This window comes from Arthrobacter sp. W4I7 (assembly GCF_030816215.1).
GTDB classification, from domain to species: domain Bacteria; phylum Actinomycetota; class Actinomycetes; order Actinomycetales; family Micrococcaceae; genus Arthrobacter; species Arthrobacter siccitolerans_A.
In genome coordinates, this window is sequence record NZ_JAUSXU010000001.1 from 657,580 (window position 1) to 682,443 (window position 24,864).

Here is a 24,864-nt window from a genome sequence, read left to right on the forward strand (position 1 = left end):
CTGAAAATGAGCGTCATGGACAGCACCACACCCGCACCGAACCACCACGAACCCGTCCCGGTCAACCGCTTCGCACTGTTCTCCGAGACCCTCCTGGCCGGCGTGCTGGTGCTGGTGCTGTCCATTCCGTTGGTGACGATCCCCGCTGCGTACGCGGCGGGGATCGCCCATCTGGAACGGCACCTGTCCGGCCGCGACGATTCCGTCCGCGGCCTCTGGAACACGTTCAAGGCTGCCCTGCCAGGCAGCTGGAAGCTGGGAATCGCGACGGCGGCAGCCGCCGTCGTGATTGTCCTTAACCTTTTGCTCGGGTGGGTGGGGCAGCTGCCCGGCCGGGAAGTCGTGCTGCCGGCCACCCTGATCCTCGCTGCCGGGGCCGCTGTCCTGCTCCTGCGCACCACCGCAGCCTGGTCCGACTTCGCTGGTCACGGCGGCTCCGGCTCCGGCACTGGCCCAGGGGCCGATGCCCGCAGCGCCTGGCGCTCCGCACTCGAAACCGGCCAGGCCGTGTCCATGCGGGACTGGACGGGGTCGCTCCTGCTGGTTGCCGCACTCTTCGGGGCAGTGGTGTTCGTCTGGATGCTCGCGGCACTGTTTGTGGTGGTCCCCGGCATCCTGATCCTGGCCTCGGCCGCCGTCAGACTGCGTTCCAACCGCGCCTGAGCTACCCAGCGCCGCACCAAGCACGGCCTGGTTCTGTCCGTCACTATTGAGTTGAGTCCGACGTGTCTTCCGACCGCCAGCGTTCCGAGCAGTCCCTCCGTCCTTCACAGAACCAGCCGGCGTGGTACCAGCCCCTGACCCAGCGCAACTACAGGCTCTTCCTGGCGCTGGTGTTCACAGGCAGTGTGGGCGTGTGGATGCAGCGCCTGGCCCAGGACTGGCTGGTGCTGCAGCTGACCGGCAGTCCCGCGGCCGTGGGTGTGGCCGTTGCCCTGCAATTCCTGCCGATGCTGGTGGTGGGCCCGCTCAGCGGCCTGCTGGTGGACCTCTTTCCCAAGCGCCGCATCATGCTGGTGTGCCAGGGCGTTATCGCCCTCCTCGCCATGGGTCTCGCGGCCTGGGCCGCGAGCGGGACCATTACCGTCTGGGCCGTCTACGCCAGCTGCATTGCACTGGGGGTAACGTCAGCCATCAACCAGCCCGCCAGCCAGGTATTCGTCAACGAAGTGGTGGGCGACGCCGCCCTCCGGCCAGCCATCGGCCTCAACAACGCGATCGGCCAACTGGGCGCCATGGCAGGGCCGGCACTGGCCGGAGCGGTCATCGCCCAGGCCGGATCAGCCGCAGCGTTCGCCGCGAACTCGCTGCTGTGCGTGCTGGTCCTGTGCATGATCGCCGCCATCCGGCCCGCCGAGCTGCACCCCGGCACCCCTGCGGCCCGGGGGCGGGGCCAGCTTCTCGCGGGGTTCCGGTACGTCAGGGACCGGCCCTCGCTGCTGCTGATTATCGCGCTGGCCGGGCTGCTGGGGATGTTCGGAATGAACGGGCCCGTGGTGCTGGCGGCCTTCGCCCAACGCGTCTGGCGCAACGGTGTTGAAGGGTTCGGCCTGTTCAATACTGTCAGCGCCGTTGGTGCCCTGGCAGGTGCCCTGCTGGCCGCCCGCCTGCGGACCCTGGGCCGGAAGGGAATCGTTCTGGCGGCCGGCCTTTTCGGGCTGTCCCAGCTGGTGGCGGCCCTGATGCCCAACCTCATCCTCTTTACGGTGATGCTGGTGGTGGTGGGCCTGATGACCCTGCTGTTCCTGACCAGCGCGGCGACCGCTGTCCAGCTGGAGGCCGGGCCCGAAATCCGTGGCAGGGTGATGGCGCTTTACCTGCCGCTGCTGCTGGGCGGACACGCCATGGGCGGGTTGTTGGCGGGCTGGCTGACGGAACAGTTCGGGGTGCGGCTGGGTCTTGTGGTTACCGGCGCGCTGGGCATGCTGTCGGCACTAGTGATCGGTTTGCTGCTGTGGCGGAACGCCCGGAGGAGCCCACTCGCCTGATCCCTCCCCAACTAAGTAGCCGTAAGTGTCGTTTTGACGGCTATAACGACACTTACGGCTACTCACTTGGGCGCCGGAGGGGTCAAGACCGCCCGTAGGGCGTGAAGGTCCAGGTGCCCGAATGGATGCGGAAGTTCACTTTGGCTGCGGTGCCAGCCGGCCCGCCGTCGGAATGCATGCTGACCTTCGCGGCACTTTCCGCAGTTGAACGGTCGACGGCGGCCTCCGCCGTCGGGCCCTGGATCCGGTAAGTGCCGGCCGGCAGCCTGACTACCGCGGTGACTCCGGCGGGTACTGTGCACTCCAGCTGCACCTGGCCGCCGGTCCGGTTCCAGCTGACCTCCACGCTGCCGTTGCCCACGGGCGCCGTGCCGCGGGCATGTTCCAGTCGGCACAGCGGCGGTTCGATGACGAGGTCGGAGCCGCCCGCCGAGCTGTACCGGACGCCGAGCAGGTGTTCGAGGATCTCCTTGACCACCGAGGCTGACCAGGCGTGGGACTGGCTGTAGTCTGTCCCCTCCACCAGGTCCCAGGCCTCCCAGGTGAAGGTGGCGCCACGCTCCAGGAGCTGCGCCCACCCGGGCTGGTCCTTGCTGGTCAGGAGGTCGAGGACGGCATCGGTCAGGCCTTGCAAGAGCAGCGCACGCACCAGGCGGTGCACGGTCAAGGGTCCCTGCCGCATTCCCATGGCGGCGATCCGCCGGCCGTCGGCCTGGGCATGTTCCGGTTCGGTGATCCCGAAGGAGAGCGGGAAGGACGTGGCGTGCTGGGACGCGTGGGTGCTGGGTGTCCCGTCGGCCTGCAAGCCGTCGACCATGACGCCGTCAACGCGCAGGCGGGTGCGGATGGCCGCGGCAAGTTCACGGGCCCGCCGCGCATAGGTGACTGCGGCATCGTCCCGTCCGGCGGCGGCACAGAGGTGGGCCGTGGACATTAGCGCGGAGTAGGCCTGGGCGTTGACGGTGGTTTTGGCCGCGCAGTCCATGTCATAACCAAAGCGGCCAGGGGCCGGCCAGTCAACAATGCCGTGGAGGTAGGGGCCAGAGCCGCCGCCCAGCCTGGTGACCAGCCCCGCCGTCGGACCGTCCGCCGGGATGTACCGCAAGGCGTAGTCCGCGGTCTCGTAGAGGTGCGGCAGCAGCTCGGTGACCAGCGCCAGGTCCCCGGTCCGGTGGTAGTACTCCTCGGCCCATTCGGGAATCATCAGGGAGAAGTCGGGGATGTCGCGTTTGCCGTCCCCGTTGGGGTAGACGGCGTTGTAGCGGCCTTTGTCTTCGCCGCTGTTCCAGTAACGCGCCGCGGACCAGCCGAACTCCCGGAGCGCCTGTGCGGTGTAGGCATGCTCGCCGAAGAGGGACATGGTGGCATAGGAGATATTGACGGCGTCGGCCAGGAACTGGCCTTTCTCCCGGGTGGGTGTGTCCACGAACTGTTCCTGCACGCCGTAGAGCGCGGAGTCCCGCAGCAGCCGGAACACGGCGTTGAGGGTCTCATCGGAGCTGGTGAAACTGCCCTCGCCCGGATGCCGGCCATGCACCACCACGGCGCCGACCCGGGTCAGGTCAGCGGCCTCCACACCGGGCAGTTCCAGGTACCGGAAGCCCAGGTGCACTGTGGCCCGGTACTGCTGCGGCCCCACCGTCTGGGTATAGGGAAAGGACATGTCCGTGTTCTGGCTGGCCGTCTTCCCGGCGTCCACCCTGCCGTCCGTCCGCAGGACGTATCCCGCGCGGATCATCACGGCGCGGCCGGGAATGCCGTCCAGGAAGTCCACTTCCGGCCGGCCTGGAATGACCTGGCCGAAGTCCGCCACCAACGTTCCGTCGTCGGCCGTCAGGAACGACTGTGGCGCCACAAACTCTTCCATCAGCACTGTCCGGCGCGCGTGCAAGGCGGGGAACTCGGGGCAGGGGTGGCTGCCGTAGCTCAGTGCCGGGGGCATCTGTTCGACGGCGGGCAGGGCTGCGGCGGCCAGCCCGTCCAGGTGCTCCACGGGATCGCCCTCGTCATTGCGGTAGCCCGACTGCCGGTAAGGCGCTTCGGTGGCCGACCAGTGCGGACCGGACGCGAAGACCTCCCGGCGCCCGTCTGCGTAATCAACGCTGAGGCGGACCAGCAGGCCGGGAAGCCCGGCAGCCCTGCCCTGGCCCGGGCCGTACCAGTGGAGCAGCGCCGTAAGGGGCACTTCAGTGGTATCCGCCGTGGCTGCCGCGTCCCGCTTGGCTGTTGGCAGCGGCGCGAGCCCGGCGAGCAGTGCGGTGACGTCGGCGGCGTCGTAATACCCTTCCCCCGGGTAGCCAAAGGACGTGGTGCTGAGGCATCGGGTCCCGCCCAGGGAGAGCTGGGCGTGGTGGTGCGCCGCCATAAAAAGGCGCGCCCGGGCCACTGTTCCCGTGAGCGTGATGGTGGTGCCGAACAGTGTCCACTCATCCGGCTGGCGGTGGGCCGTGGTGCCGGCCCAGTGCGCGTGATAGGCGTGGGCAAGGTCCGCGCCGCCGTCGAACTGATGGTCCAGGGCGGGCACTCCGGGATGTCCGCCGGAGGTGTCCACGATGCGGAGGGACGCGTATTCCGCCTGGTTCCGCGGCGCCTGGTGGAGGGCAACCCGTCCCTGCGTGCCGGGCACCGACGGCTCGTTGAAAACCAGGAGCTGGTGGCCGTCCACGGCTGCGGTGATGGTCTCTCCATCATCGGTGACGCTGAGCTCGCGCCACTCCGTAATTGCGCCAGTGGAGTCCGTGCCGGGCAGGTCTGCACTGGCCAGGATCTCCGTGGCGGGGGCCGAGGCGGCCGGGATCTCCCACTCGGCGGCGTGGCGAAGTACCAGGCTGCCGGCGGCACTGAGCTCCAGCAACAAACCCGTTCCGGGGCCTGTGGTCCGGAGAAGCAGACCAGCCATGCCCATCGCCGGGCGGAGGCGGGCGTCCAGCCGGAAGTGGTTAAGGGGAGGCGAAGGGACGGGCAGGAACGGTGAACCGGCCACGCGCAGTGCGCCGTCCAAAACTTCCAGGGGCGGGCGGCCGCCTGGAGCGCGGTGGACCCAGTGGGCGCCCCAGCCGGCGTCCGTGAGGCCGGTACTGAACTGCTGCGGCTGTGACCAGTCGCCGGGCATCCCTGCGGCGTCCCACACCCGCACCCGCCAGGCGTAGTCCGTATCGTCGTCGAGCGCCGGCCCCTCATACGCGGCCGAAGATCGGGCTGCGGCTACCTGCCCCGAACTCCATAACGGCGAGTCCGCGCTGTCCTCGACCACCAGTTCGTAGCCGGTCTGCCGGGCCCGCGATGGATCGGCGCCTTCGGGCTGGCCGAGCTCCCAGCTGAAGGACGGCCGTGGCCGCGCCGTCAGGCAGGGGGAAAGCCCGTCTGTGGTGAAATGCGTGGCGTGGAGCTGGCCCGAAACGAGCACGGACGTCAGCTGCTCAGCCACGGGTGGGCGCGGCATTCAGGAGGCCGGCAGGTTGAAGACGTGCGGAGCGGACGTGGCCCAGGGGAGTCCCAGCTCGCTGAAGGTGGCGTGCTGGCCGGCGGCGCGTTCCAGTGCATCTTCGATGTCGACCACCACTGCATGCGCTGCCTCTGCCTCGCCCTCCCACCGGACGTACTTCCCGTCGATAGGGGCGGGCAGCGGCGCCGTGCGGATTGCTTCCAGCACGAGCATAAAGGCGCCGCTGTCCAGGAGCGGGCTGAGAAGCGGGACACCGCTGCTGCGGTGGGCGAGCAGGTTCTCCGTCAGGTCGTCCCGGCCCAGGACCTCTTCCGTACGTCCGGCCGCCGTCTCAACGGTCAGCCGGTCCTCGGTGTAGTGGAAGACGGCGGTGCCAGCGGAGCCCCGGAGGGTTACGTACGGTTCCACCGATTCGGTGGCGCACAGCGTCAGGGCACACGTGATGGGCAGGCCTGAGCTGGTGCGGATCCGGATCACCGAGGTGTCATCGGACTCAATCTGGTTGGCCCGGTAAAGCTCCGTTTCCAGGGAGGCGATGTCTGCGGTGATGCGTGCCCCGGCAATCCGCAGCGCTGTCGCCACCGCGTGTGCCAAGGGATTGGTAGCCACGCCGTCCACCACGTCCACACCGTCGATGGTGCGTTTCCCGGCCCAGCGGGACCTCTTGTAGTAGGCCCGGTCCCGGACCCAGCGGCCGGTCGCCGAGATGCCCTGAAGCGTCCCGATAGTGCCGTCCGCGAGCAGCTTTTCGATGGCCTGGAGGGCGTGCGAGCCTAGGCTCTGAAACCCGATCTGTACGTTCCGGCCTGAGACGGCGGCAGCGTCGCAGAGCCGGTTGAAGTCCGCCAGCGAGGCGACGGGCGGCTTTTCCAGGTAGAGGTCCGCGGCGGTGGCCAGGGCTGCCAGGCCCAGCGGTGCGTGGGTCTGGATGGGGGTGGCAACAATGATGAGGTCGAGGCCGCTGGTCTCCGCCAGCAGTTCGGCAAGGCCCGGAAAGACGTGTGCTGTTTCGGGAACCGAGCCGGGTGCAGGGGGACTGGGATCGGCCACGGCAACGAGGTCGACGACGCCGGCCGCCTGAAGGCGTTCCAGGTTCCGCAGGTGGTGGCTGCCGAAGCCGTGGACGCCTACCAGCGCCACCTTGGCGGCGGGGCCTTCGGCCACGTCCAGCGCGGCCGCGCCCGCCGTCGCAGGATAAGGGCCGGGTTCCGGGGTGCTCAGGTCGCGGGACTGAATCCCGGCGTCGGTGCCGGTTGGCGTTCCCATGATGCTCCATTCTGCCCCGACAGGGCACGGTATTCCTCGGCACCGCCACGAGGGCAAGCGCTTTCCACTACCCAGTGTGTAGCACCACCTTGCTTTCCGTCCAGCTATGTAACGATTCAAAAACTGGCTTGACCTACCCCGGAGGCGGGGTTTAGATTTTCGAGAAACCGATTACTACGTGACGCGGACCACTGATGTCCCCGTTTCTGCAACGATGGAGAACCGAAGGGAGCCGTGCCATGCCTACGTCTTCGTGGAGCGCCCGTGCCTACTCGTTCTTTGACACGCTCCTCTGGATTGCCTGCCTGAACCTGCTGTGGATTGCCTTTACTGTCCTGGGCCTTGGCGTCCTCGGAGCAGGCCCTGCCACGGCTGCGGCGCAGATCCTGGTCCGGAAAAGGGCCACCGGCGGGGCGGCCCGGCTCCTGCCCGGTTTTGCCCGGGAATATGCGCGTAACTTCATCCGCGGCAACGCGCTGGCGTTACCGGTGATGGGCGTAGCTGTAGCCCTCACCATGAACTGGAACCGCTTCTCCGGCGGCGGTGACCTTGCGTCCCAGCTGGGCGCGGCAGCCACGTTCGTCGGGGCCATCTTCCTGGCGGGCGTTGTCTGCTACCTGTTCCCGATGTACGCACGGTACGAGCTGCCCGTGGCGCAGTACTTCCTGATGTCATCGCGGTTCGCCGTGCGGCACCTGGCAGGGACAGTCATCCTGCTCTTCGTATCCGCCGCCGTGGTCTACGCCAGTGGCGCAGTCCCCGGCCTGATCCCGTTTTTCAGCGTGGGAGCCTGGCTGTTCCTTACAGGATGGCTGTGCGACCGCTTCTTCACGGCCAATGATGAGTCCATGGCCGCCCTTGGCGAACAACATCAGGCTGCCGGCCTCCAGGAGACCGCCTCTGCCATTCCGGCCAGACCACTGTACGGCGCACTCGAAACCGCAAAGGGATAATCCCGGCCCCGGCACCCGTCCGCCACCCAAGCTGCGTTCAGAAGGCGCTCCAACCGGTCACCTTCGCCCAACGCCCGCTCAGCTTGATCCAACATTGATCTTTTTGCTGCGGCTGAATGCTGCCCGCAAAAGCAAAACCAACCCCGAAGAAGTGGAAAAGGAACAAAATGATCCGCAGAAAACTCTCCCTGGCTGCCGCCGTCGTTACTGCCGCAACGCTCACCCTGACGGCGTGCGGCGGAGGCGAAACGCAGTCCGCTGACATTTCCACCGTGAACGTGATGGCGCCCTTCCTTGAAGCCCAGCCGCCGTCGGCAGACGGTGCCGTGCAGAAGAAGCTCGAGGAGCTGACGGGCAAGGACATCAACATCATGTGGGCTCCCAACGCCTCCTACGAGGACAAGACCAACATCACCCTCGCCTCCTCTGAGATCCCGCACGTCATGGTCATCCAGGGCAAGACGCCAGGCTTCGTGAAGAATGCCGAAGCGGGCGCCTTCTGGGACCTGACGGACAAGCTGGATCAGTACCCGAACCTGAAAACCACCTACCCGGACATCCAGAAAAACGCGAGCATCAACGGCAAGGTTTACGGGGTCTACCGCGGCCGGGCCCCGATGCGTACCGCTGTGATGTTCCGCCAGGACTGGCTGGACAAGCTGGGCCTTCAGCCGCCGAAGACCACCGAGGACCTCTACAAGGTGGCCAAGGCCTTCACGGAGCAGGATCCGGACGGCAACGGCCAGAACGACACGTGGGGCATCACCATCCCCAAATGGGGCGCACTGGGCACCTACAGCCCCTATGACTTCATCGAGACCTGGTATGGCGCCGGAAACCGCTGGACTGAGAAGGACGGGAAACTGATCCCGAGCTTCGAAACCGAGGAATTCCTTGAGGCTGACCGGTTTATCAAGAAGATGGTGGACGAAAAGCTCATCAACCCCGATTTCGCCACGTTTGATCCCACCAAGTGGAACGAACCCTTCATTAACGGCAAGGGCGGCATGATTGTGGACGTCGACTCCCGGGTGAGCGTCCTGATCAACCTGTTCAAGCAGGCTGACCCGAACAACTTCCAGAACAAAGTGGGCTTTGTGGGCAACCTCGAAGGCCCGGACGGAGAGCTCCGCGCACACCCCACCGAGGGCTACTCGGGCTTCCTTGCCATCCCCAAGTCCAGCGTCCGCACCGAAGCCGAACTGAAGACGGTGCTCGAGTTCCTGAACACCATGAACGGCAAGGACGTTGCGGTGCTGATGAACAACGGCATCGAAGGCGTGAACTTCACTGTGGAGGACGGCAAGGCCGCCACCATCAAGCCCGAGACCGCGGAAGGCAAGGCAGTCAACACGGACATCAAGAGCTATGCACAGCTCGGCATGAACGTGGCCGGCAACGAGTTCTACCCCGTCAAGCAGCCCAGCGACTACGAACAGCAGGTCTTCGACAAGCGCACCGACGTGATGGCCGAAAACCTTAAGGACGCCGTCTACAACCCCGCGGCGCCTTACGTTTCCGCCACCTATGTGGCCAAGGGCGCGCAGCTGGACAACATCGTCGCCGACGCCCGGATCAAGTACTTGGCCGGCCAGATCGACGAGCAGGGCCTGAAGGACGCCATCAAGCTCTGGAACACCAGCGGAGGCGACAAGGTCAAGGAAGAGATCAACAAGCTCTGGCAGGAAAACAAGTAAATGGCAGCCCCTGTCATTGACACCCAGGCCGGGGAGCGGGAGCAGACCGCGTCCGCTCCCCGGAAGCGGGGCAAGTTCTCCGTCCACTTTGCGCATTACAAGTGGCTGTACCTGCTGCTGTTGCCCGGTGTGGTGTACTTCGCCGTCTTCCGGTACGGACCCATGTACGGGGTGTCCATCGCCTTCAAGGACTATGTGCCGTTCCTGGGTGTGAACGGCAGCAAGTGGGTGGGGGTCGAGCATTTCCAGGACTTCTTTTCCAACCCGGACTTCCCCCGGCTGCTGGGCAATACCCTGATCCTGGCGTTCCTGAACCTGGGCATCGCGTTTCCGCTGACCATCGTCCTGGCGCTGCTGCTGAACGAGGTCCGGCTGTCGATCCTCAAACGCACCGTCCAGACGCTGGTCTACATCCCGCACTTCCTGTCCTGGACCATCGTGGCGTCCCTGAGCTTCCTGCTGTTCGCCCTGGACTTCGGCCCGCTGTTCCTGTTCCTGAACTCGGTGATGGGGACCAACATCGATTTCCTGTCCGATCCGAACTGGTTCCGGCCGCTGATCGTGCTGCAGGAAATCTGGAAAAACACCGGCTGGGGCACCATCATCTTCCTTGCCGCGCTGGCCACCGTGGACCAGGACCAGTACGAGGCGGCGATCATTGACGGCGCCGGCCGGTTCCGCCGGGTCTGGCACATCACCCTGCCGGGGATCCGTTCCACCATCATCGTGATGCTGATCCTGGCCATCGGGCAGATGCTGAACACAGGCTTCGAGCAGATCTACCTGATGACCAACGCCCTGAACAGGTCAGTGGCTGACGTCTTCGATACCTATGTGTACTTCGTGGGCATCACCCAGGGCGCCTACAGCTACTCCACCGCCGTCGGGCTCTTCAAATCCCTCGTGGGGATCGTGCTGATCTTCGGCACCAACGCCCTGGCCAAACGCTTCAACCAGAGCGGACTGTTCTAATGAAGATCCACAACACCACCGGCGGGCGGGTCTTCGACGCCGCCAATTACGTCTTCCTGTCCCTGATCGGCATTATCACCCTGCTGCCGTTCATCTACGTGATCGCCGGGTCCTTCGCCAATGAAGCGGAAATCACCCGGCGCGCGTTCTTCGTCTGGCCCGAGCAGTTCACCTTGGGCTCCTACGAATACATCTTCTCCACCCCTGCCTTCATCCGGGCGCTGGTCACCACCATCCTGGTCACTGCCGTGGGCACCCTGATCCAGCTCGCCTTCACCGTGACCATGGCCTACCCGCTGGCCAAGAAAACGCTCCGGGGACGGAACGTCATTATGTCCCTGGTGGTCTTCGCCATGGTGTTCTCCGGCGGGATGATCCCCACGTTCCTGCTGGTCAAGGACCTGGGCCTGCTCAACTCCTACTGGGCGCTGATCCTGCCGGCGGCCATCAACCCGTTCAGCCTGATCATCATCAAGAACTTCTTCCAGGAACTGCCCGCCGAGCTGGAGGAATCGGCCAAGATGGATGGCGCCACCGAGATCGGGATCCTCTGGCGGATCCTGCTCCCGCTGTCCAAACCCGTCCTCGCCACCTTTGCCCTGTTCTACGCCGTGGGCATCTGGAACGACTTCATGTCACCGCTGCTCTACCTCAGCGACAACTCCAAGTGGACGCTCCAGATGTACCTGCGGCAGGTCACGGCAGCATCGGACCTCTTGGGCACCGGGAACGTGGACCCCGCCTATGTCCCGCCGGAACAGGGCATCAAGTTCGCCGTCATTGTGGTGGCCACCCTGCCCATCCTGATCTTCTACCCGTTCCTGCAAAAGCACTTTGCCAAGGGCATGCTCATCGGCTCCGTCAAGGGCTGACCCACCCCCACAGAAAGCACAGCATGAAAATCCTGCTCGCCGGAGACTCCACGGTGGCCAACTGTCCCACGCACGAATACCCCATGAGCGGCTGGGGAGCCCAGTTGGCCCCGCACGTCTACACCCGGGCCGCCGTGCACAACTTCGCCAAGGGCGGTGCAAGCACCGAATCGTTCCGGGACGAGGGGCTGTGGGAAGGGCTGCTGGCGGAGACGGGCAGCGGCGACCTGGTACTGATCCAGTTCGGCCACAACGACCAGAAGAAGCCGCACCTGGCGGCCCGGACCGGCTACGCCGCCAACCTGCGCACCATGGTGGCGGAGGTCCAGGCCCTGGGCGGGCTGCCTGTACTGTGCACGTCGGTGGAGCGGCGGCACTTCCTGGACGCGTCGTCGTCGGGCGTTGTCCTGGAGGAGAGCCTGGAGGATTATCCGGAAGTTGTCCGGGAGATCGGGCTGGAGCTGGGGGTGCCGGTGATCGACCTGAACGCCTGGACCCGCGGCCTGTACCTGCGGCTGGGGCGGGACGGTTCGAAAGCCCTCTTCTGCCATTTTGCCGCCGGGACGCACGCCTTCTGGCCCGACGGCCTCACTGACAACACGCACTTCTCACAGCAGGGCGCCGCGCTGGTGGCGGGGCACGTCGCCGGGCAGCTTCAGGCGCTCGGGCTGGTGCCGGGGGAGTTGGCGGAGATGTCAGGTACGACGGCGGGACGCGGCTAGGTGGGGGCCGCGGGCGTCGGAACGAAGGTGCTTTACCGCAATGCCCTCACCGGTCCGGACGACGTTGCAAACTGGGTGGCCGAAGGGCCGCTGAGGCTGGGCAGCCACTGCGGGGCTCTCGAGCTGTCCGGGTCCCTGGACGACGAGGAATTCGGGGAGCACGCGCACTGGACCTTCTGGTGTCCGGTGGAGTTTCCGGACAGGGTGAGGATCAGCTGGGAGTTCCTGCCGCTTGAGGAACCCGGGCTGGCCATGCTGTTCTTCGCAGCCAACGGCCACGGCGGACAGGACCTGTTCTCCCCGGCGCTCGCCGGCCGGACGGGCTACTACCCGCAGTACCACTCCGGCGACATCGACGCCCTGCACGTGTCCTTCTTCCGGCACAAGTACGAGTCCGAGCGGGCTTTCCGCACCTGCAACCTCCGCAAGAGCACCGGCTTTGAGCTGGTGGCCCAGGGCGCGGATCCGCTGCCGCCGGCCGAGGACGCCATGGACTTCTACCGGCTGGAAGTGGTGAAGGACGGACCGCGGGTAGCGTTTTCCATCAACGGTCTCCCACTGTTCGACTGGCAGGACCCGTCGGCCAAGGTGCTCGGCGGAGGCTACCTGGGATTCCGGCAGATGGCTCCGCTCCGCGGGGCCTACCGGAACCTTCTTGTCGAAGAAGTCTAGGTCCCGGTTCCGCTAACTTTGCCAGCCCAGCCAGTCGACCGCTTCCTGGGCGATGCCTGCCGGTACCGTGTGCGGTCCGGAGAACTCGCGGTAGGTGACGTCGTAGCCGCCTGCCTCGAGCACTGGCACCAGCCGGCGGCTGGTGCGGTCAATTGGCAGGACGCTGTCGCTGTCTCCGTGGGAAACGAAGATCCGGGGCTGGCCGCTGCGCGGAACGGGCGGGACAAATCCCGGAGAGAAAGCAATGACCCGCGAAAAGAGGTCACCATTGGCCAAGCCAAGGGCCAGCGCGTAGGAAGCCCCGTCCGAAAAGCCACCTACGGCGATACGGCCGGGGTCTATGAAAACCAGTGTGAAGATCCGTTCCAGGGCCCGGTTGATCGTCTGCACGTCGGGGCCGAAGGCTCCCCGGACACCATCCCAGGTTGAGCCCCGGGAAGATGGTGCCGCCAGGACGATTTTGTGCGTTTCGGCGAAGGCGGACAGCAGCGATAAACCTCCGGCCGCTTCACCCCCGGCGCCGTGCAGCAGGAAGATAAGCGGGGCCGGTTGGCCGGGCTGCAGCCCGGACGGGACGTAGAGCAGCGTGTCCCGTACAGGCTCCAAGCCCAGGCCCTGCTGCCCGGGAGCAGGTGCCTGCCCGGGCTCGTTTCCGGGCCTGGCACTCAGGGCAGCGAAATTCAGCGTCGTTTCTTTGGGACGGTCCATTTCTTCTCCAGAACAGCCTGAGAGCGCTGCAGCCATTGCCAGCGCTCCCGCACCAACCACGAAGCTGCGTCGACTAGCCATCTTCCCGTCACATCTGCCCTTAGTGGCTGGTGGTCCCTTTTCGCGATTCGAGCAGGGGCGGAATCCAGCGGTCGGCGGCAACGCCTGTTGCGATGGAGTAGACGGCTTTGTGCAGGACATCAACCACCTGTTCCCGGGACGTCCAGGTTGTAGGAGGTGCACCTGTCCCAGTGGCATTCTCAAGGGTCTGGTCAAAGGCAAGCCGCACGGCTGTGTGCTTGGTGTTGGCCAAGGGACCGCGGATGCCGGTGGCGGCCCACATCCCACGGAGGGATCCCAGCACCGCTCCCGTGCCCCAGTGCATCAGGTGGTTCCACATAAAAGGTTTCTCCGCCTGCATCGGCCTCTTGCCCAACAGCGTTAGTAGAGTCCTTGCGGGTACATAGGAATTGGGCCGCCTCGTAAAGATCTGCTCGGCTTTCTCGCCGGCAGTCATCACTGCGACTCCGGCGAGGCCGCACACCGCGCCCTTTCCTGCAGCCGCCAGCAGCCGCCGTCCCCTCGTCTCATCATGCATGTGCTGCTGCTCCAATCCGCTTCGGGCGTACCTGGAATCGTTGATCCCGGATAGGTACCCAGCAAAGCGGAGGCCCTAACCTGCGTCCACCCACCGGCGGTGAAATCGCTAGGGGCTGCGGCGGTGCCGGGCTGCTTAGGCAATGGCCTCGAAGGACAGTTCCTCCACGGCAACCTGGAGGGCCGCCATGTCGAACCAGGCAGCGGGCATCACGTCGTGGATAAACGCATCAAAATCAAAAGGGTGGCAGTGCCCGCCATGGTTCCAGTAGAGAACCCAGAGATCAATCAGCCCAAGATCCTTCCGCTGCAGCAGGGCTCTGGCGGTGTGCCGCAGGTCTTCCATAACCAATCCTTGCTTCTGCTCCCCCCGGCCCACAAGAGCAGTGACACGGATTGCCGCAAATGATTCGAAACGGAGACTATCGGCCCCGGGCAAGGGGCACAGCGGACGCCGTCATGCCGGCGATGATCTGCTTCAACTGCAGGGTGCTGTCCGCCGTGGTGCCGCCCGCATCAATCCTGGTGAAACCCGGATACCAGGCCAGCGCGCTGTACCCCAAGCGGAACTTCTGAAGGTCCTCAAGGTCCTCCTGGTCTTCGCCCCGCAGCATGATCCGGCCGTGCGCCTGTTCAGCGGTGACGTCGAAGTAGACCACCGCCTGGGCGGGCGGCAGCAACCGCAACAGCGCTGACAGCGCCCGGCTCCTGCGGATCCCGCGGGCTTTCCGCAGCGCCAGCTGGCAGTACAGGTGCCGGTCCATGATGACCACGCCGTCGAACCGTGCCGCCCGCAGGTGGTTGAGCAGGACATTGAAGACCCGGACTGTGGTTTCAAGGACATCCGCAACATGGACTGGCAAAGACACCCCGAAGCGCTGCGCCAGTGCCGAAATGGTTTTCCGCCCCGAGTAGTTGCCCAGGACCAGCACTGGTGTGCCCGGAAGCAGCTCTTCCACTTCCCGGGCAGCCGTGGACTTGCCGGCACCATCGATCCCCAGCAGGACAATAAGTGCCGGTACCGGCTTTCCGCGAAGTGTCATGTCTCCTTCATACCGGCCGCCCTTGTGGCTTCGGTTCGGGAAGTCTGGGGAGAGGCTGTGAGTGCGCAGGGAATCCGCTGCTGGTCTAAGTTGGATCCGGGAACTCAAAGGAGGAGCAGAATGGGGAAGTCTGCACAGGGAGGGGAGCAGGGCATGGAGCCTGTAACGGTTGATGGCGGCAAGGGCACCGTGGTGTTGCGTTCCGACGGCGTGATCCACCTCATCTGGGAACCCAAGGTCCGGATAGAACAACAGGATGCCAAGGCGGCCATGGCGGCCGTCAACGCGATAGCGGGGGATAAGACCCACCCCATGCTGGTGGACATGGCCACCACGGAATCAGTCACCAGGGCGGCACGTTCCGTATTTTCCATCCCCTGCGCCGCACACCGGATCGCCCTCCTGGGGGCCAGCCCCGTGGACCGGATCCTGGCGAACTTCTTCCTGGGCGTCCACATCCCGCCCTGCCCCACCCGCTTCTTCACGTCCAGGATCGAGTCGATGAAGTGGCTGCAGCAGGAGAACGAGTAGCCGGTTCGGCGCGTATCAGTCCGCGGACGGCGCCCCGGTACTCTGCCGGACCACCAGTTCCGGGGTGAAGATGACTGCGCGGTGCCGGGGATATTGGGCCTCAACCTCTTCGGCCAGGAGCTCGATAGCTGTCCGGCCCAGGGCTTCGGTGGGCTGCCGGATGGAGGACAGCGGCACCACTGCGGAGACGGCGAAGTCGATATCGTCATAGCCGATCAAGGCAATATCCTCCGGAATCCGGAATGTGTGCGTCATGGTGAGCGACTGCATGATCCCCAGCGCCAGGAGATCGTTCGCGCAGAAGATCCCGTCCGGCAGGTCCGCGCGGTCCCGCTCCACCAACGTGTCGCCCACGCTGCGTCCGGCCAAAACAGTCATGCCATCGGAGAACAGCACCTCCAGTGTTGCGTCCGGTTCTTCCTTTACGGCCCGCCGGGCGCCCTGCAGGCGGTCTGCCACCTGGCGGATGGAGGTGGAGCCGCCCACGAAGGCGAGCCGACGGCGGCCGGTGTCCAGCAGGTGCCGGGCAGCCAGGTACCCGCCGGCGTCGTCGTCAACTGCCACTGAACTGAACTTTTCCTCGTCCGCCAGCCGGTCCACCAGGACCGTGGGCACGCCGCGCTCGCGGAGGAGGTCCAGGCGCTCGGTCACGTCGCCCACTGGCGAGATGAGCAGGCCCTGGACGCGCTGCTCCTGGAACAGGTCAATGTAATTGGCCTCGCGGCCGGCGTCGTGCCCGCTGTCGCCCAGCAGTACGGCGCTGCCTTGGAGAGCGGCCGCATCCTCGGCGGCCCGCACCACGGAGGTGAAGAAGGGGTTGCCGACGTCCAGCACGATGAGCCCGATGGTGCGGCTGTGGCCGGCGCGCAGCTGGCGGGCAGCGTCATTGCGGACAAAGCCCAGTTCGTCGATGGCACGCAGTACCCGTTCCTTGGTCCGTTGCGAGACCCTGTCCGGGTAGTTCAGCACATTCGAAACAGTGCCCACCGCCACGCTGGCATGGTTGGCTACGTCCTTGATGCTGGCTGTGCGGTTCATGATTCTCCGTGCTGATGGACCGGGTGCCGGTGCGTCCCGGTGTTGCTGAAGAAGAGGGTCAGGAATGCTTGACACCTACTCAGGTTCAAGAGTACTTTGAATCGTAACAATGAAACGATTCAAAGATGCGCGGGTTCAGGAGAGTTCCAAATGAGGGTGTGCTTCCGTTCGTCGGTCCAACCGGCGCTGATGGACGAATACCGCCGCCGGCACGCCGCCGTGTGGCCCGAAATGCTCCGGGCCTTAAAGGACGCCGGCTGGAACAACTACTCCCTCTTCCTGGCCGAAGACGGGCTCCTGATCGGCTACCTGGAGTGCGACGACTTCGACGCAGCCAGGGCGCGCATGGCCCTCGCTGACGTGAACGCACGCTGGCAGGCGGAAATGGCAAAACTCTTCGAGAACACGGACCAGGCACCCGATGAGGGGTTCCAGGTCCTTGAAGAAGTCTTCAACCTTGACAGCCAGCTGGCGGCGGCAGGATCCTCCACCGGTTGACGGACAGCCCGAGGCTCCAGGAGCGGGGCCGCGGCATCACAGCAACACCAACCAGACGACAGACCACACCAAGACACTGCAGACCAAGACACCGCACACCAAGACACCGGAAAGAACCACCATCATGAATGACGTAGCAACGGCGCTGGGCAGGCTCGAGGAGCTTGCCATCGAGGTCCCTTCGTGGGCTTATGGAAATTCCGGTACCCGGTTCAAGGTGTTCGGCACTCCCGGCACCCCGCGTACCGTGCAGGAGAAGCTGGCGGATGCCGCCAAGGTCCACGAGTTGACCGGACTGGCCCCCACCGTTGCGCTGCACATCCCGTGGGACAAGGTTGATGACTACGCCGCCCTGAAGGAATACGCGGCCGGCCTGGGCGTGGGCCTGGGCACCATCAACTCCAACACCTTCCAGGATGACGAGTACAAGTTCGGTTCCCTGACCTCTTCCAACGAGGGCGTTCGGCGCCGGGCCATCGACCACCACCTGGACTGCATCGACATCATGCACGCCACCGGTTCCAATGACCTGAAAATCTGGCTGGCGGACGGCACCAACTACCCGGGCCAGGATGACATCCGAGGCCGCCAGGACCGCCTGGCCGAGTCATTGCAGGAGATCTACGCCGCCCTGGGCGATGAGCAGCGCCTGGTGCTGGAGTACAAGTTCTTCGAGCCGGCTTTCTACCACACCGATGTTCCGGACTGGGGCACCTCCTACGCCCAGACCCTGGCCTTGGGGGAGAAGGCCTTCGTCTGCCTGGACACCGGCCACCACGCCCCGGGCACGAATATCGAGTTCATCGTGATGCAGCTGCTGCGCCTGGGCAAGCTGGGTTCCTTCGACTTCAACTCCCGCTTCTACGCCGACGACGACCTCATCGTGGGTGCCGCTGATCCCTTCCAGCTCTTCCGCATCATGCACGAGGTCATCCGTGGCGGCGGCTTCGGCAAGGATTCCGGTGTGGCCCTCATGCTGGACCAGTGCCACAACCTCGAAGAGAAGATCCCGGGCCAGATCCGGTCCGTCCTGAACGTCCAGGAGATGACCGCCCGCGCACTGCTGGTGGACACCGCGGCCCTCGCCGAGGCGCAGCGTGCCGGCGATGTCCTGGCGGCTAACGGCATTTTCAACGACGCTTTCTACACAGACGTCCGGCCCGTCCTGGCCGAGTGGCGTGAATCCCGCGGCCTGCCTGCGGACCCGCTGGCCGCCTACAAGGCCAGCGGTTACCAGAAGAAGATCAACGAGGACCGCGCAGGCGGCCAGCAAGCCGGATGGGGCGCGTGAACATCGCTATGCAAAGCACAGGTAACAAGACTGTTGAAGACCTGATTTCCCGTTCCAACCGCCTGGGTGCGGACAAGCGGAACACCAACTTCGCCGGCGGCAACACCTCCGCCAAGGGCACCGGGAAGGACCCCGTCACGGGCGAGGACGTCCAGCTGCTTTGGGTCAAGGGCTCCGGCGGAGACCTGGGCACCCTGAAGGCGGAGAACCTTGCCGTGCTGCGCCTGGACCGGCTGAACGCGCTGAAGAACGTCTACCCCGGCGTTGAGCGTGAAGACGAGATGGTGGCCGCGTTCGATTACTGCCTGCACGGCAAGGGCGGCGCAGCGCCGTCCATCGACACGGCCATGCACGGCCTCGTGGACGCCGCGCACGTGGACCACCTTCACCCGGACTCCGGCATCGCCATTGCCACCGCTGTGGACGGCGAAGCGCTGACCACGAAGATCTTCGGCAACAAGGTGGTCTGGGTTCCCTGGCGCCGCCCCGGCTTCCAGCTTGGCCTGGACATCGCCGCGATTAAGGAAGCCAACCCGCAGGCCATCGGCACCATCCTGGGCGGACACGGCATCACCGCCTGGGGCGCCACCAGCGAAGAAGCCGAGCAGAATTCGCTGTGGATTATTGAGCAGGCCGAGAAGTACATCGCGGACAACGGCAAAGCCGAACCCTTCGGTTCCAAGCTGCCGGGCTACGCCGCCCTGCCGGAGGCCGAGCGCCGCGCCAAGGCCGCAGCCCTGGCACCCGTGATCCGCGGCCTGGCCTCCACGGACAAGCCGCAGCTGGGGCACTTCAGTGATGACGCCGTCGTACTGGACTTCCTCGAAGCTGCCGAGCACCCGCGCCTGGGCGCCCTGGGCACTTCCTGCCCGGACCACTTCCTGCGCACCAAGGTCAAGCCGCTGATCCTGGACCTGCCGGCCGACGCCTCGGTCGAGGACTCCATCGCCCGGTTGCACGAGCTGCACGCTGACTACCGCGAGGACTACCAGGCCTACTACGACCGCCACGCGGACCAGGACAGCCCGGCCCTGCGCGGCGCGGACCCGGCCATCGTGCTGGTCCCCGGCGTGGGCATGTTCTCCTTCGGTGCGAACAAGCAGACCGCCCGGGTTGCCGGTGAGTTCTACATCAACGCCATCAACGTGATGCGCGGCGCCGAGGCCATCTCCACGTACGGCCCCATCGAGGAATCCGAGAAGTTCCGGATCGAGTACTGGGCGCTGGAGGAAGCCAAGCTGGCGCGCATGCCCAAGCCGAAGTCGCACGCCACCCGCATCGCGCTGGTGACTGGCGCAGCTTCCGGCATCGGCAAGGCCATCGCCACCCGCCTCGCAGCGGAAGGCGCCTGCGTGGTCATCGCGGACCTGAACCTTGAGAACGCCGAGAAGGTCGCCGAAGAACTCGGCGGACCGGACGTTGCCATCGGCGTCCAGGCTGACGTGACGGACGAGGCACAGGTCGCGGCCGCCATCGACGCCGCCGTCCTGGCATTCGGCGGCGTGGACCTGGTGGTCAACAACGCCGGTCTCTCCATCTCCAAGCCGCTGCTGGAAACCACCGAGAAGGACTGGGACCTGCAGCACAACGTCATGGCCAAGGGCTCCTTCCTGGTGGCCAAGGCCGCGGCGAAGGTCATGATCGCGCAGGGCCTGGGCGGAGACATCATCTACATCTCCTCCAAGAACTCTGTGTTCGCCGGCCCGAACAACATCGCCTACTCCGCCACAAAGGCAGACCAGGCCCACCAGGTGCGCCTGCTCGCCGCGGAACTGGGCGAGTACGGCATCCGCGTCAACGGCATCAACCCCGACGGCGTGGTCCGCGGCTCCGGTATCTTCGCCGGCGGGTGGGGCGCCAAGCGCGCCGCCGTGTACGGCGTGGACGAAGAGAAACTGGGCGAGTACTACGCCCAGCGGACCCTGCTCAAGCGCGAAGTCCTGCCCGAGCACGTGGCCAACGCCGCCGCCGTCCTCACCAGCAACGAACTGTCCCACACCACCGGCCTGCACATCCCCGTGGACGCCGGAGTGGCCGCAGCCTTCCTGCGATGAGCCGCGAACGCACCACCGAAACTGCCCCGGCCCAGGCCGGGGCAGTTTCCGCAGCGGGCCCCGCCAACGTGTTTGCCGGCACTGTCTTCGCCGCTGTCGATATTGGCGCTTCCTCGGGCCGGGTCATCCTGGGCCGGGTCCGCGCCGCGGGAACCGCCGGGGAGCCCGCCGTGGAGCTGGAAGTGGTCCACCGCTTCCCCAACGGGGTTGTGGAGATCGACGGCGGCCTCCGCTGGGACTTCAATGCCCTCTTCGCCGAGGTGCTCAAGGGGCTCTCGGCGGCTGCCACTGTTGCCGCCGTGCAGGGCGAGCATGTGGCCAGCATCGGGATCGACACCTGGGCTGTGGACTACGGCCTGGTCAACAGCGCAGGAGAGCTGGCCGCCCAGCCGTTCAGTTACCGCGACGACCGCAGCCGTGCCGCCGTCGAGCCTGTGCACCGGAAACTGGACGCTGCACGCCTGTACGGGACCACGGGGCTGCAGTTCCTGCAGTTCAACACCGTCTACCAGCTCGCCACCGAGAAGAACCTGGACGGGCTCCAGGCACTCCTGATCCCGGACCTGATCGCGTTCCTGCTCACCGGACAGCGCCGCACGGAGGCCACGAACGCCTCCACCACCGGCCTGTTCGACGCCGTCGCGGGGGAGTGGGCCACCGAGTTCTTCACCGCCCTGGGCCTGCGGAAGGACCTGTTCCCGCCGCTGATCCAGCCGGGCGAAACCGTTGGCACCCTCCTGCCGGAGATTGCCGCGGCCGTGGGGCTGCCGCAGGAAACGAAGGTGGTGGCTGTCGGCTCGCACGATACAGCGTCCGCCGTTGCAGCAGTTCCGGCGCAGGAGGAGAACTTCGCCTATATATCGTCGGGCACCTGGTCCCTGGTGGGGCTGGAACTGAAGCACCCCGTGCTCACTGAGGCCAGCCGCGAGGCGAACTTCACCAACGAACGCGGCGTGGACGGCACCATCCGCTACCTCCGCAACATCGGCGGGCTCTGGCTCCTCAGCGAATGCCAGCGGACCTGGGCGCAGGAAGGGTTCCGGCCGGATATCACAGCACTGCTGGGCGCGGCGGCCGCGTTGCCGCCGGGCGGGCCGCAGGTCAACGCGGACGACCCCTACTTCATCGCACCCGACAACATGCCCGAACGCATCCGGGCAGCCGTGCGGCGCACCGGGGACGTGCTGCCCAACGATCCGGCAGCCATCACGCGCTGCATCATGGACAGCCTCGCGGCCGGTTACGCGCGGACCATCCGCGACGCCGAGCGGCTCGCCGACCTCGCAGTGGACGTGGTGCATGTGGTGGGCGGGGGCTCCCAGAACACCCTGCTCTGCCAGCTCACCGCCGATGCCACCCGCCGTCCGGTCATCGCCGGTCCGGTCGAAGCAACGGCCCTTGGCAACGTCCTCATCCAGGCACGGGCGGCGGGGGCTGTAGCCGGCGGTTTGCCGGACCTCCGCCGGATCATCGGCGCGGGAGCGAGCCTGCGCCGGTTCGAGCCCTTGGACCAGGCCGCCAACACCATTCACGCCGTCAGAAACTGAACTAATGAAAATCGCACTTTTTGCCACCTGCATCGTGGATGGCATGTACCCCCGCGCGGCCCAGGCCACGGTGGAGGTCCTGGAACGGCTTGGCCACGAGGTGGTCTTCCCCAGCGGGCAGGCCTGCTGTGGGCAGATGCACGTGAACAGCGGCTACTTGAAGGAAGCCGTGCCGGTGGTGGCTAACCACGTGCGCGCCTTCGAATCCGAGGACTACGACGTCGCCGTGGCGCCTTCGGGCTCCTGCGTGGCGTCGGTGAAGCACCAGCACCCCATGGTGGCCCGGCATGCGGGGGACGCCGGCCTCGAAGAGCGGGCGGTGGCCGTTGGGAAGAAAACGTACGAGCTGTCCGAACTCCTGGTGGACGTTTTGGGCGTCACCAACCCCGCGGAGCAGCTCGGCTCCTACTTCCCGCACACCGTGACCTACCACCCCTCATGCCACGGCATGCGCCTGCTCAAGCTGGGTGACCGGCAGGCCGGCCTGCTGCGCGGCGTGAAGGGCCTGGAGCTGGTGGACCTGCCGGAGGCCGACCAGTGCTGCGGCTTCGGCGGCACGTTCTCCGTCAAGAACGCCGACGTTTCCTCGGCGATGCTGGCGGACAAGACGGCGAACATCCGCAGCACGGGTGCCTCCGTGTGCGCCGGCGGGGACTACTCCTGCCTGATGCACATCGGCGGCGGCCTGTCGCGCCAGGGAGACGGCGTAGCCACCCTGCACCTTGCGGAGATTCTGGCCAGCACGGCACAGGAACCGGCCCGCGTCCAGGGACCGGCCGGACAAACGGTGAAAGTGGTGGTCAAGTAATGTCCCGCACCCAGCTTGGAATGCCGGGGCTGCGGCCCGGCTCCGGCAACCTGTTCGCCGAAGAGAAGTTTCCCTCCGCTGCCCGCCGCGAGCTCGGCAACGCGCAGCTGCGGAAGAACCTGAAGCATGCCACCTCCACCATCCGTGGCAAGCGGCTCAACGTGACCGGCGAGCTGCCGGACTGGGAGGAACTGCGCGACGCCGGCAGTGCCCTGAAGACCGCCGTCATGGCCCGCCTTCCCGAACTCCTGGAATCGTTCGAAGCCAACGTCACCGCCCGCGGGGGTGTGGTGCACTGGGCACGCGACGCTGACGAGGCCAACCGCATCATCCACGACCTCGTCAAAGCCGAAGGCGTGGACGAGGTGGTCAAGGTCAAATCTATGGCCACCCAGGAAATCGGCATGAACGAATACCTGGAAGAGCACGGCATTGCCGCTTTCGAGACCGATTTGGCCGAGCTCATCGTCCAGCTCGGCCATGACAAGCCCAGCCATATCCTGGTCCCGGCCATCCATAAGAACCGCACGGAAGTCCGGGACATCTTCCTCAAGGAGATGCCCGGCGTCGACCCGGAGCTGACCGACGAGCCGCGCAAGCTCGCCATGGCAGCCCGCTCCCACCTGCGCGCCAAATTCCTCTCCGCGAAGGTCGCGATTTCGGGGGCGAACTTCGGTATCGCCGATTCGGGAACGCTCGCGGTGGTGGAATCGGAAGGTAACGGCCGCATGTGCCTGACCCTGCCGGAGACCTTGATCACCGTGATGGGTATCGAGAAGCTCCTGCCCACGTTCTCCGACCTCGAAGTCTTCCTGCAGCTGCTGCCGCGCTCCTCCACCGGCGAGCGGATGAACCCCTATACCTCACTGTGGACGGGCGTCACCGAAGGCGATGGGCCTTCGAAGTTCCACGTCATCCTGCTGGACAACGGACGCACCAACGCCCTCGCCGACGAGATGGGGCGCTCGGCCCTGCATTGCATCCGCTGCAGCGCCTGCATCAACGTCTGCCCGGTCTATGAACGCACCGGCGGCCACGCCTATGGTTCCACCTACCCCGGGCCCATCGGCGCTATCCTTTCGCCGCTCATGACGGGAATCCAGGCCGAGGAAAACGGCTCACTGCCCTACGCATCCTCGTTGTGCGGGGCCTGCTACGACGCCTGCCCGGTCAAAATCAACATCCCGGACATCCTGGTGCACCTGCGCGGCAAGGACGTGGACGCCCACCGCGGCGGCCTGCCCACGCAGATGGACCTCGGACTGAAGGCAGCGTCCTGGGCGCTCTCCGACGGACGCCGGCTCGGCGCCGTCGAGAAGCTCCTCCCACTTGGCCGCCTCGCCGCCGGCCGGGACAAGAAGATCAAGAAACTGCCCGGCATCGCCGCAGGCTGGACCCAGAGCCGCGACATCCCGGCACCGCCGTCGCAGTCCTTCCGGGACTGGTGGGCCAAGGAACACCAGGCAACCGGGGCACCCGCACGCAAGGCACCTAACGCACCCGAGGAGAACGCATGAGCGCCCGCGCGCACATCCTGGACGCCGTCCGGACAGCGCTGAAAGATTCCCCGGCGGTGCCGGAGGTTCCGCGCGGCTACCGTTCCGCCGTCGAGCTGGGCTTCGACGAGCTGACGCACATCCTGGTGGACCGGCTCGAGGACTATAAAGCCGGCGTCACCGTGGTGGCGGCGGCGGACGTGCCGGCCACCATCCAAGGGCTGCTGGCCGGTGCCGCAACGTATGTTGTCCCGGCGGGACTGGAGCCGGGCTGGCTCGCCTGGGAGACGGATCCCACGCGCATCAAGTACGACGGCGGCGCGCACGGCGTTCGGTCAGTGGCGGAACTCGACGCAATTGACGCCGTCGTCACCTCCAGCGCCGTGACGGTCGCCGAATCCGGAACCATCATCCTTGACGGCAGCCCGGACCAGGGCCGCCGCGCGATCTCGCTGATTCCCGACCACCACGTCTGCGTGGTCCACCTGCGCGACGTCACCGCCATCCTGCCCGAAGCCCTCCGCCGCCTGGACGGGACCCGTCCCCTCACCATGATCAGCGGGCCCAGCGCAACCTCGGACATTGAACTCGAACGCGTCGAGGGAGTGCACGGGCCCCGCCGCCTGGACGTCATCATCGTGGGCTAAACCAGAACAAGCGGGGCTA

General features: G+C 66.0%; 23 protein-coding genes. 16 read left to right on the top strand and 7 right to left on the bottom strand.

Annotation, left to right across the window (positions count from 1 at the left end):
• The first annotated feature begins 6 nt into the window (after positions 1-6).
• Positions 7-663, top strand: coding sequence for a Poxvirus protein I5 (locus tag QF047_RS03010; RefSeq protein WP_307273766.1), 657 nt, complete (start codon positions 7-9; stop codon positions 661-663).
• 62 nt (positions 664-725) lie between these two features.
• Entirely contained in the window at positions 726-1,988 is a 1,263-nt protein-coding gene (locus tag QF047_RS03015) for an MFS transporter (RefSeq protein WP_307273769.1), read from the top strand.
• Between the two features lie 82 nt (positions 1,989-2,070).
• On the opposite strand, the gene QF047_RS03020 is transcribed toward QF047_RS03015, so the two are convergent.
• Together QF047_RS03020 and QF047_RS03025 are read right to left on the bottom strand one after the other, a co-directional pair.
• On the bottom strand, positions 2,071-5,415 hold the full coding sequence (locus tag QF047_RS03020) for a family 78 glycoside hydrolase catalytic domain (RefSeq protein WP_307273770.1): 3,345 nt from the start codon (positions 5,413-5,415) through the stop codon (positions 2,071-2,073).
• A gap of 15 nt (positions 5,416-5,430) precedes the next feature.
• Positions 5,431-6,699, bottom strand: a complete 1,269-nt coding sequence (locus QF047_RS03025; protein ID WP_307273772.1) for a Gfo/Idh/MocA family protein — start codon at positions 6,697-6,699, stop codon at positions 5,431-5,433.
• Between the two features lie 239 nt (positions 6,700-6,938).
• Here QF047_RS03025 and QF047_RS03030 point away from each other — a divergent pair, with 239 nt between their 5' ends.
• From QF047_RS03030 to QF047_RS03055, 6 genes are all read left to right on the top strand, one after another.
• Positions 6,939-7,652 (top strand): YesL family protein, encoded by a 714-nt coding sequence (locus QF047_RS03030; RefSeq protein ID WP_307273775.1) that lies wholly within the window; start codon positions 6,939-6,941, stop codon positions 7,650-7,652.
• 167 nt (positions 7,653-7,819) lie between these two features.
• The gene (locus QF047_RS03035) at positions 7,820-9,349 is read left to right on the top strand and encodes an extracellular solute-binding protein (RefSeq protein WP_307273778.1); all 1,530 of its coding nucleotides are present in this window, start codon (positions 7,820-7,822) and stop codon (positions 9,347-9,349) included.
• Entirely contained in the window at positions 9,350-10,321 is a 972-nt protein-coding gene (locus QF047_RS03040; RefSeq protein WP_306635549.1) for a sugar ABC transporter permease, read from the top strand.
• Positions 10,321-11,193: a carbohydrate ABC transporter permease gene (locus QF047_RS03045; protein WP_306635547.1), complete on the top strand. Its 873-nt coding sequence runs from the start codon at positions 10,321-10,323 to the stop codon at positions 11,191-11,193. Before QF047_RS03040 ends, QF047_RS03045 begins: the two co-directional genes overlap by 1 nt.
• 23 nt (positions 11,194-11,216) lie before the next feature.
• Positions 11,217-11,915 carry a rhamnogalacturonan acetylesterase gene (locus QF047_RS03050; RefSeq protein WP_307273784.1) on the top strand — a complete coding sequence of 233 codons (699 nt, stop codon included), beginning with the start codon at positions 11,217-11,219 and terminating at the stop codon, positions 11,913-11,915.
• A 27-nt stretch (positions 11,916-11,942) separates the two neighbouring features.
• Positions 11,943-12,587 (top strand): DUF1961 family protein, encoded by a 645-nt coding sequence (locus tag QF047_RS03055; protein ID WP_307273787.1) that lies wholly within the window; start codon positions 11,943-11,945, stop codon positions 12,585-12,587.
• A gap of 12 nt (positions 12,588-12,599) precedes the next feature.
• Here the strand turns inward: QF047_RS03055 and QF047_RS03060 are convergent, their stop codons facing one another.
• From QF047_RS03060 to QF047_RS03075, 4 genes are all read right to left on the bottom strand, one after another.
• Positions 12,600-13,295, bottom strand: a complete 696-nt coding sequence (locus tag QF047_RS03060; protein WP_307273790.1) for an alpha/beta hydrolase — start codon at positions 13,293-13,295, stop codon at positions 12,600-12,602.
• 100 nt (positions 13,296-13,395) lie between these two features.
• Positions 13,396-13,893: a hypothetical protein gene (locus QF047_RS03065; RefSeq protein WP_307273793.1), complete on the bottom strand. Its 498-nt coding sequence runs from the start codon at positions 13,891-13,893 to the stop codon at positions 13,396-13,398.
• 135 nt (positions 13,894-14,028) lie between these two features.
• Positions 14,029-14,238: a hypothetical protein gene (locus QF047_RS03070; RefSeq protein WP_306635540.1), complete on the bottom strand. Its 210-nt coding sequence runs from the start codon at positions 14,236-14,238 to the stop codon at positions 14,029-14,031.
• A gap of 76 nt (positions 14,239-14,314) precedes the next feature.
• Positions 14,315-14,935: an AAA family ATPase gene (locus tag QF047_RS03075; RefSeq protein ID WP_307273797.1), complete on the bottom strand. Its 621-nt coding sequence runs from the start codon at positions 14,933-14,935 to the stop codon at positions 14,315-14,317.
• 153 nt (positions 14,936-15,088) lie between these two features.
• On the opposite strand from QF047_RS03075, the gene QF047_RS03080 reads away from it, so the two are divergent.
• Positions 15,089-15,466: an STAS/SEC14 domain-containing protein gene (locus QF047_RS03080; RefSeq protein ID WP_307281732.1), complete on the top strand. Its 378-nt coding sequence runs from the start codon at positions 15,089-15,091 to the stop codon at positions 15,464-15,466.
• Positions 15,467-15,481: 15 nt separating this feature from the next.
• On the opposite strand, the gene QF047_RS03085 is transcribed toward QF047_RS03080, so the two are convergent.
• Positions 15,482-16,504 (bottom strand): LacI family DNA-binding transcriptional regulator, encoded by a 1,023-nt coding sequence (locus tag QF047_RS03085; RefSeq protein ID WP_306635538.1) that lies wholly within the window; start codon positions 16,502-16,504, stop codon positions 15,482-15,484.
• A 150-nt stretch (positions 16,505-16,654) separates the two neighbouring features.
• On the opposite strand from QF047_RS03085, the gene QF047_RS03090 reads away from it, so the two are divergent.
• From QF047_RS03090 to QF047_RS03120, 7 genes are all read left to right on the top strand, one after another.
• The gene (locus QF047_RS03090) at positions 16,655-17,002 is read left to right on the top strand and encodes an L-rhamnose mutarotase (protein WP_307273800.1); all 348 of its coding nucleotides are present in this window, start codon (positions 16,655-16,657) and stop codon (positions 17,000-17,002) included.
• A gap of 124 nt (positions 17,003-17,126) precedes the next feature.
• A complete protein-coding gene (rhaI, locus tag QF047_RS03095) occupies positions 17,127-18,293 on the top strand; it encodes an L-rhamnose isomerase (protein WP_307273803.1) in 1,167 nt (388 codons plus the stop codon).
• Positions 18,294-18,301: 8 nt separating this feature from the next.
• Positions 18,302-20,347 carry a bifunctional aldolase/short-chain dehydrogenase gene (locus tag QF047_RS03100; protein WP_373427792.1) on the top strand — a complete coding sequence of 682 codons (2,046 nt, stop codon included), beginning with the start codon at positions 18,302-18,304 and terminating at the stop codon, positions 20,345-20,347.
• Positions 20,344-21,894: a rhamnulokinase family protein gene (locus QF047_RS03105; protein WP_307273809.1), complete on the top strand. Its 1,551-nt coding sequence runs from the start codon at positions 20,344-20,346 to the stop codon at positions 21,892-21,894. The genes QF047_RS03100 and QF047_RS03105 overlap by 4 nt, the downstream gene beginning before the upstream one ends.
• Before the next feature lie 4 nt (positions 21,895-21,898).
• Positions 21,899-22,702, top strand: a complete 804-nt coding sequence (locus QF047_RS03110) for a (Fe-S)-binding protein (protein ID WP_307273812.1) — start codon at positions 21,899-21,901, stop codon at positions 22,700-22,702.
• On the top strand, positions 22,702-24,219 hold the full coding sequence (locus QF047_RS03115; RefSeq protein WP_307273815.1) for a LutB/LldF family L-lactate oxidation iron-sulfur protein: 1,518 nt from the start codon (positions 22,702-22,704) through the stop codon (positions 24,217-24,219). The genes QF047_RS03110 and QF047_RS03115 overlap by 1 nt, the downstream gene beginning before the upstream one ends.
• Positions 24,216-24,845, top strand: coding sequence for an LUD domain-containing protein (locus QF047_RS03120; RefSeq protein ID WP_307273818.1), 630 nt, complete (start codon positions 24,216-24,218; stop codon positions 24,843-24,845). Before QF047_RS03115 ends, QF047_RS03120 begins: the two co-directional genes overlap by 4 nt.
• The last annotated feature ends 19 nt before the right edge of the window (positions 24,846-24,864 follow it).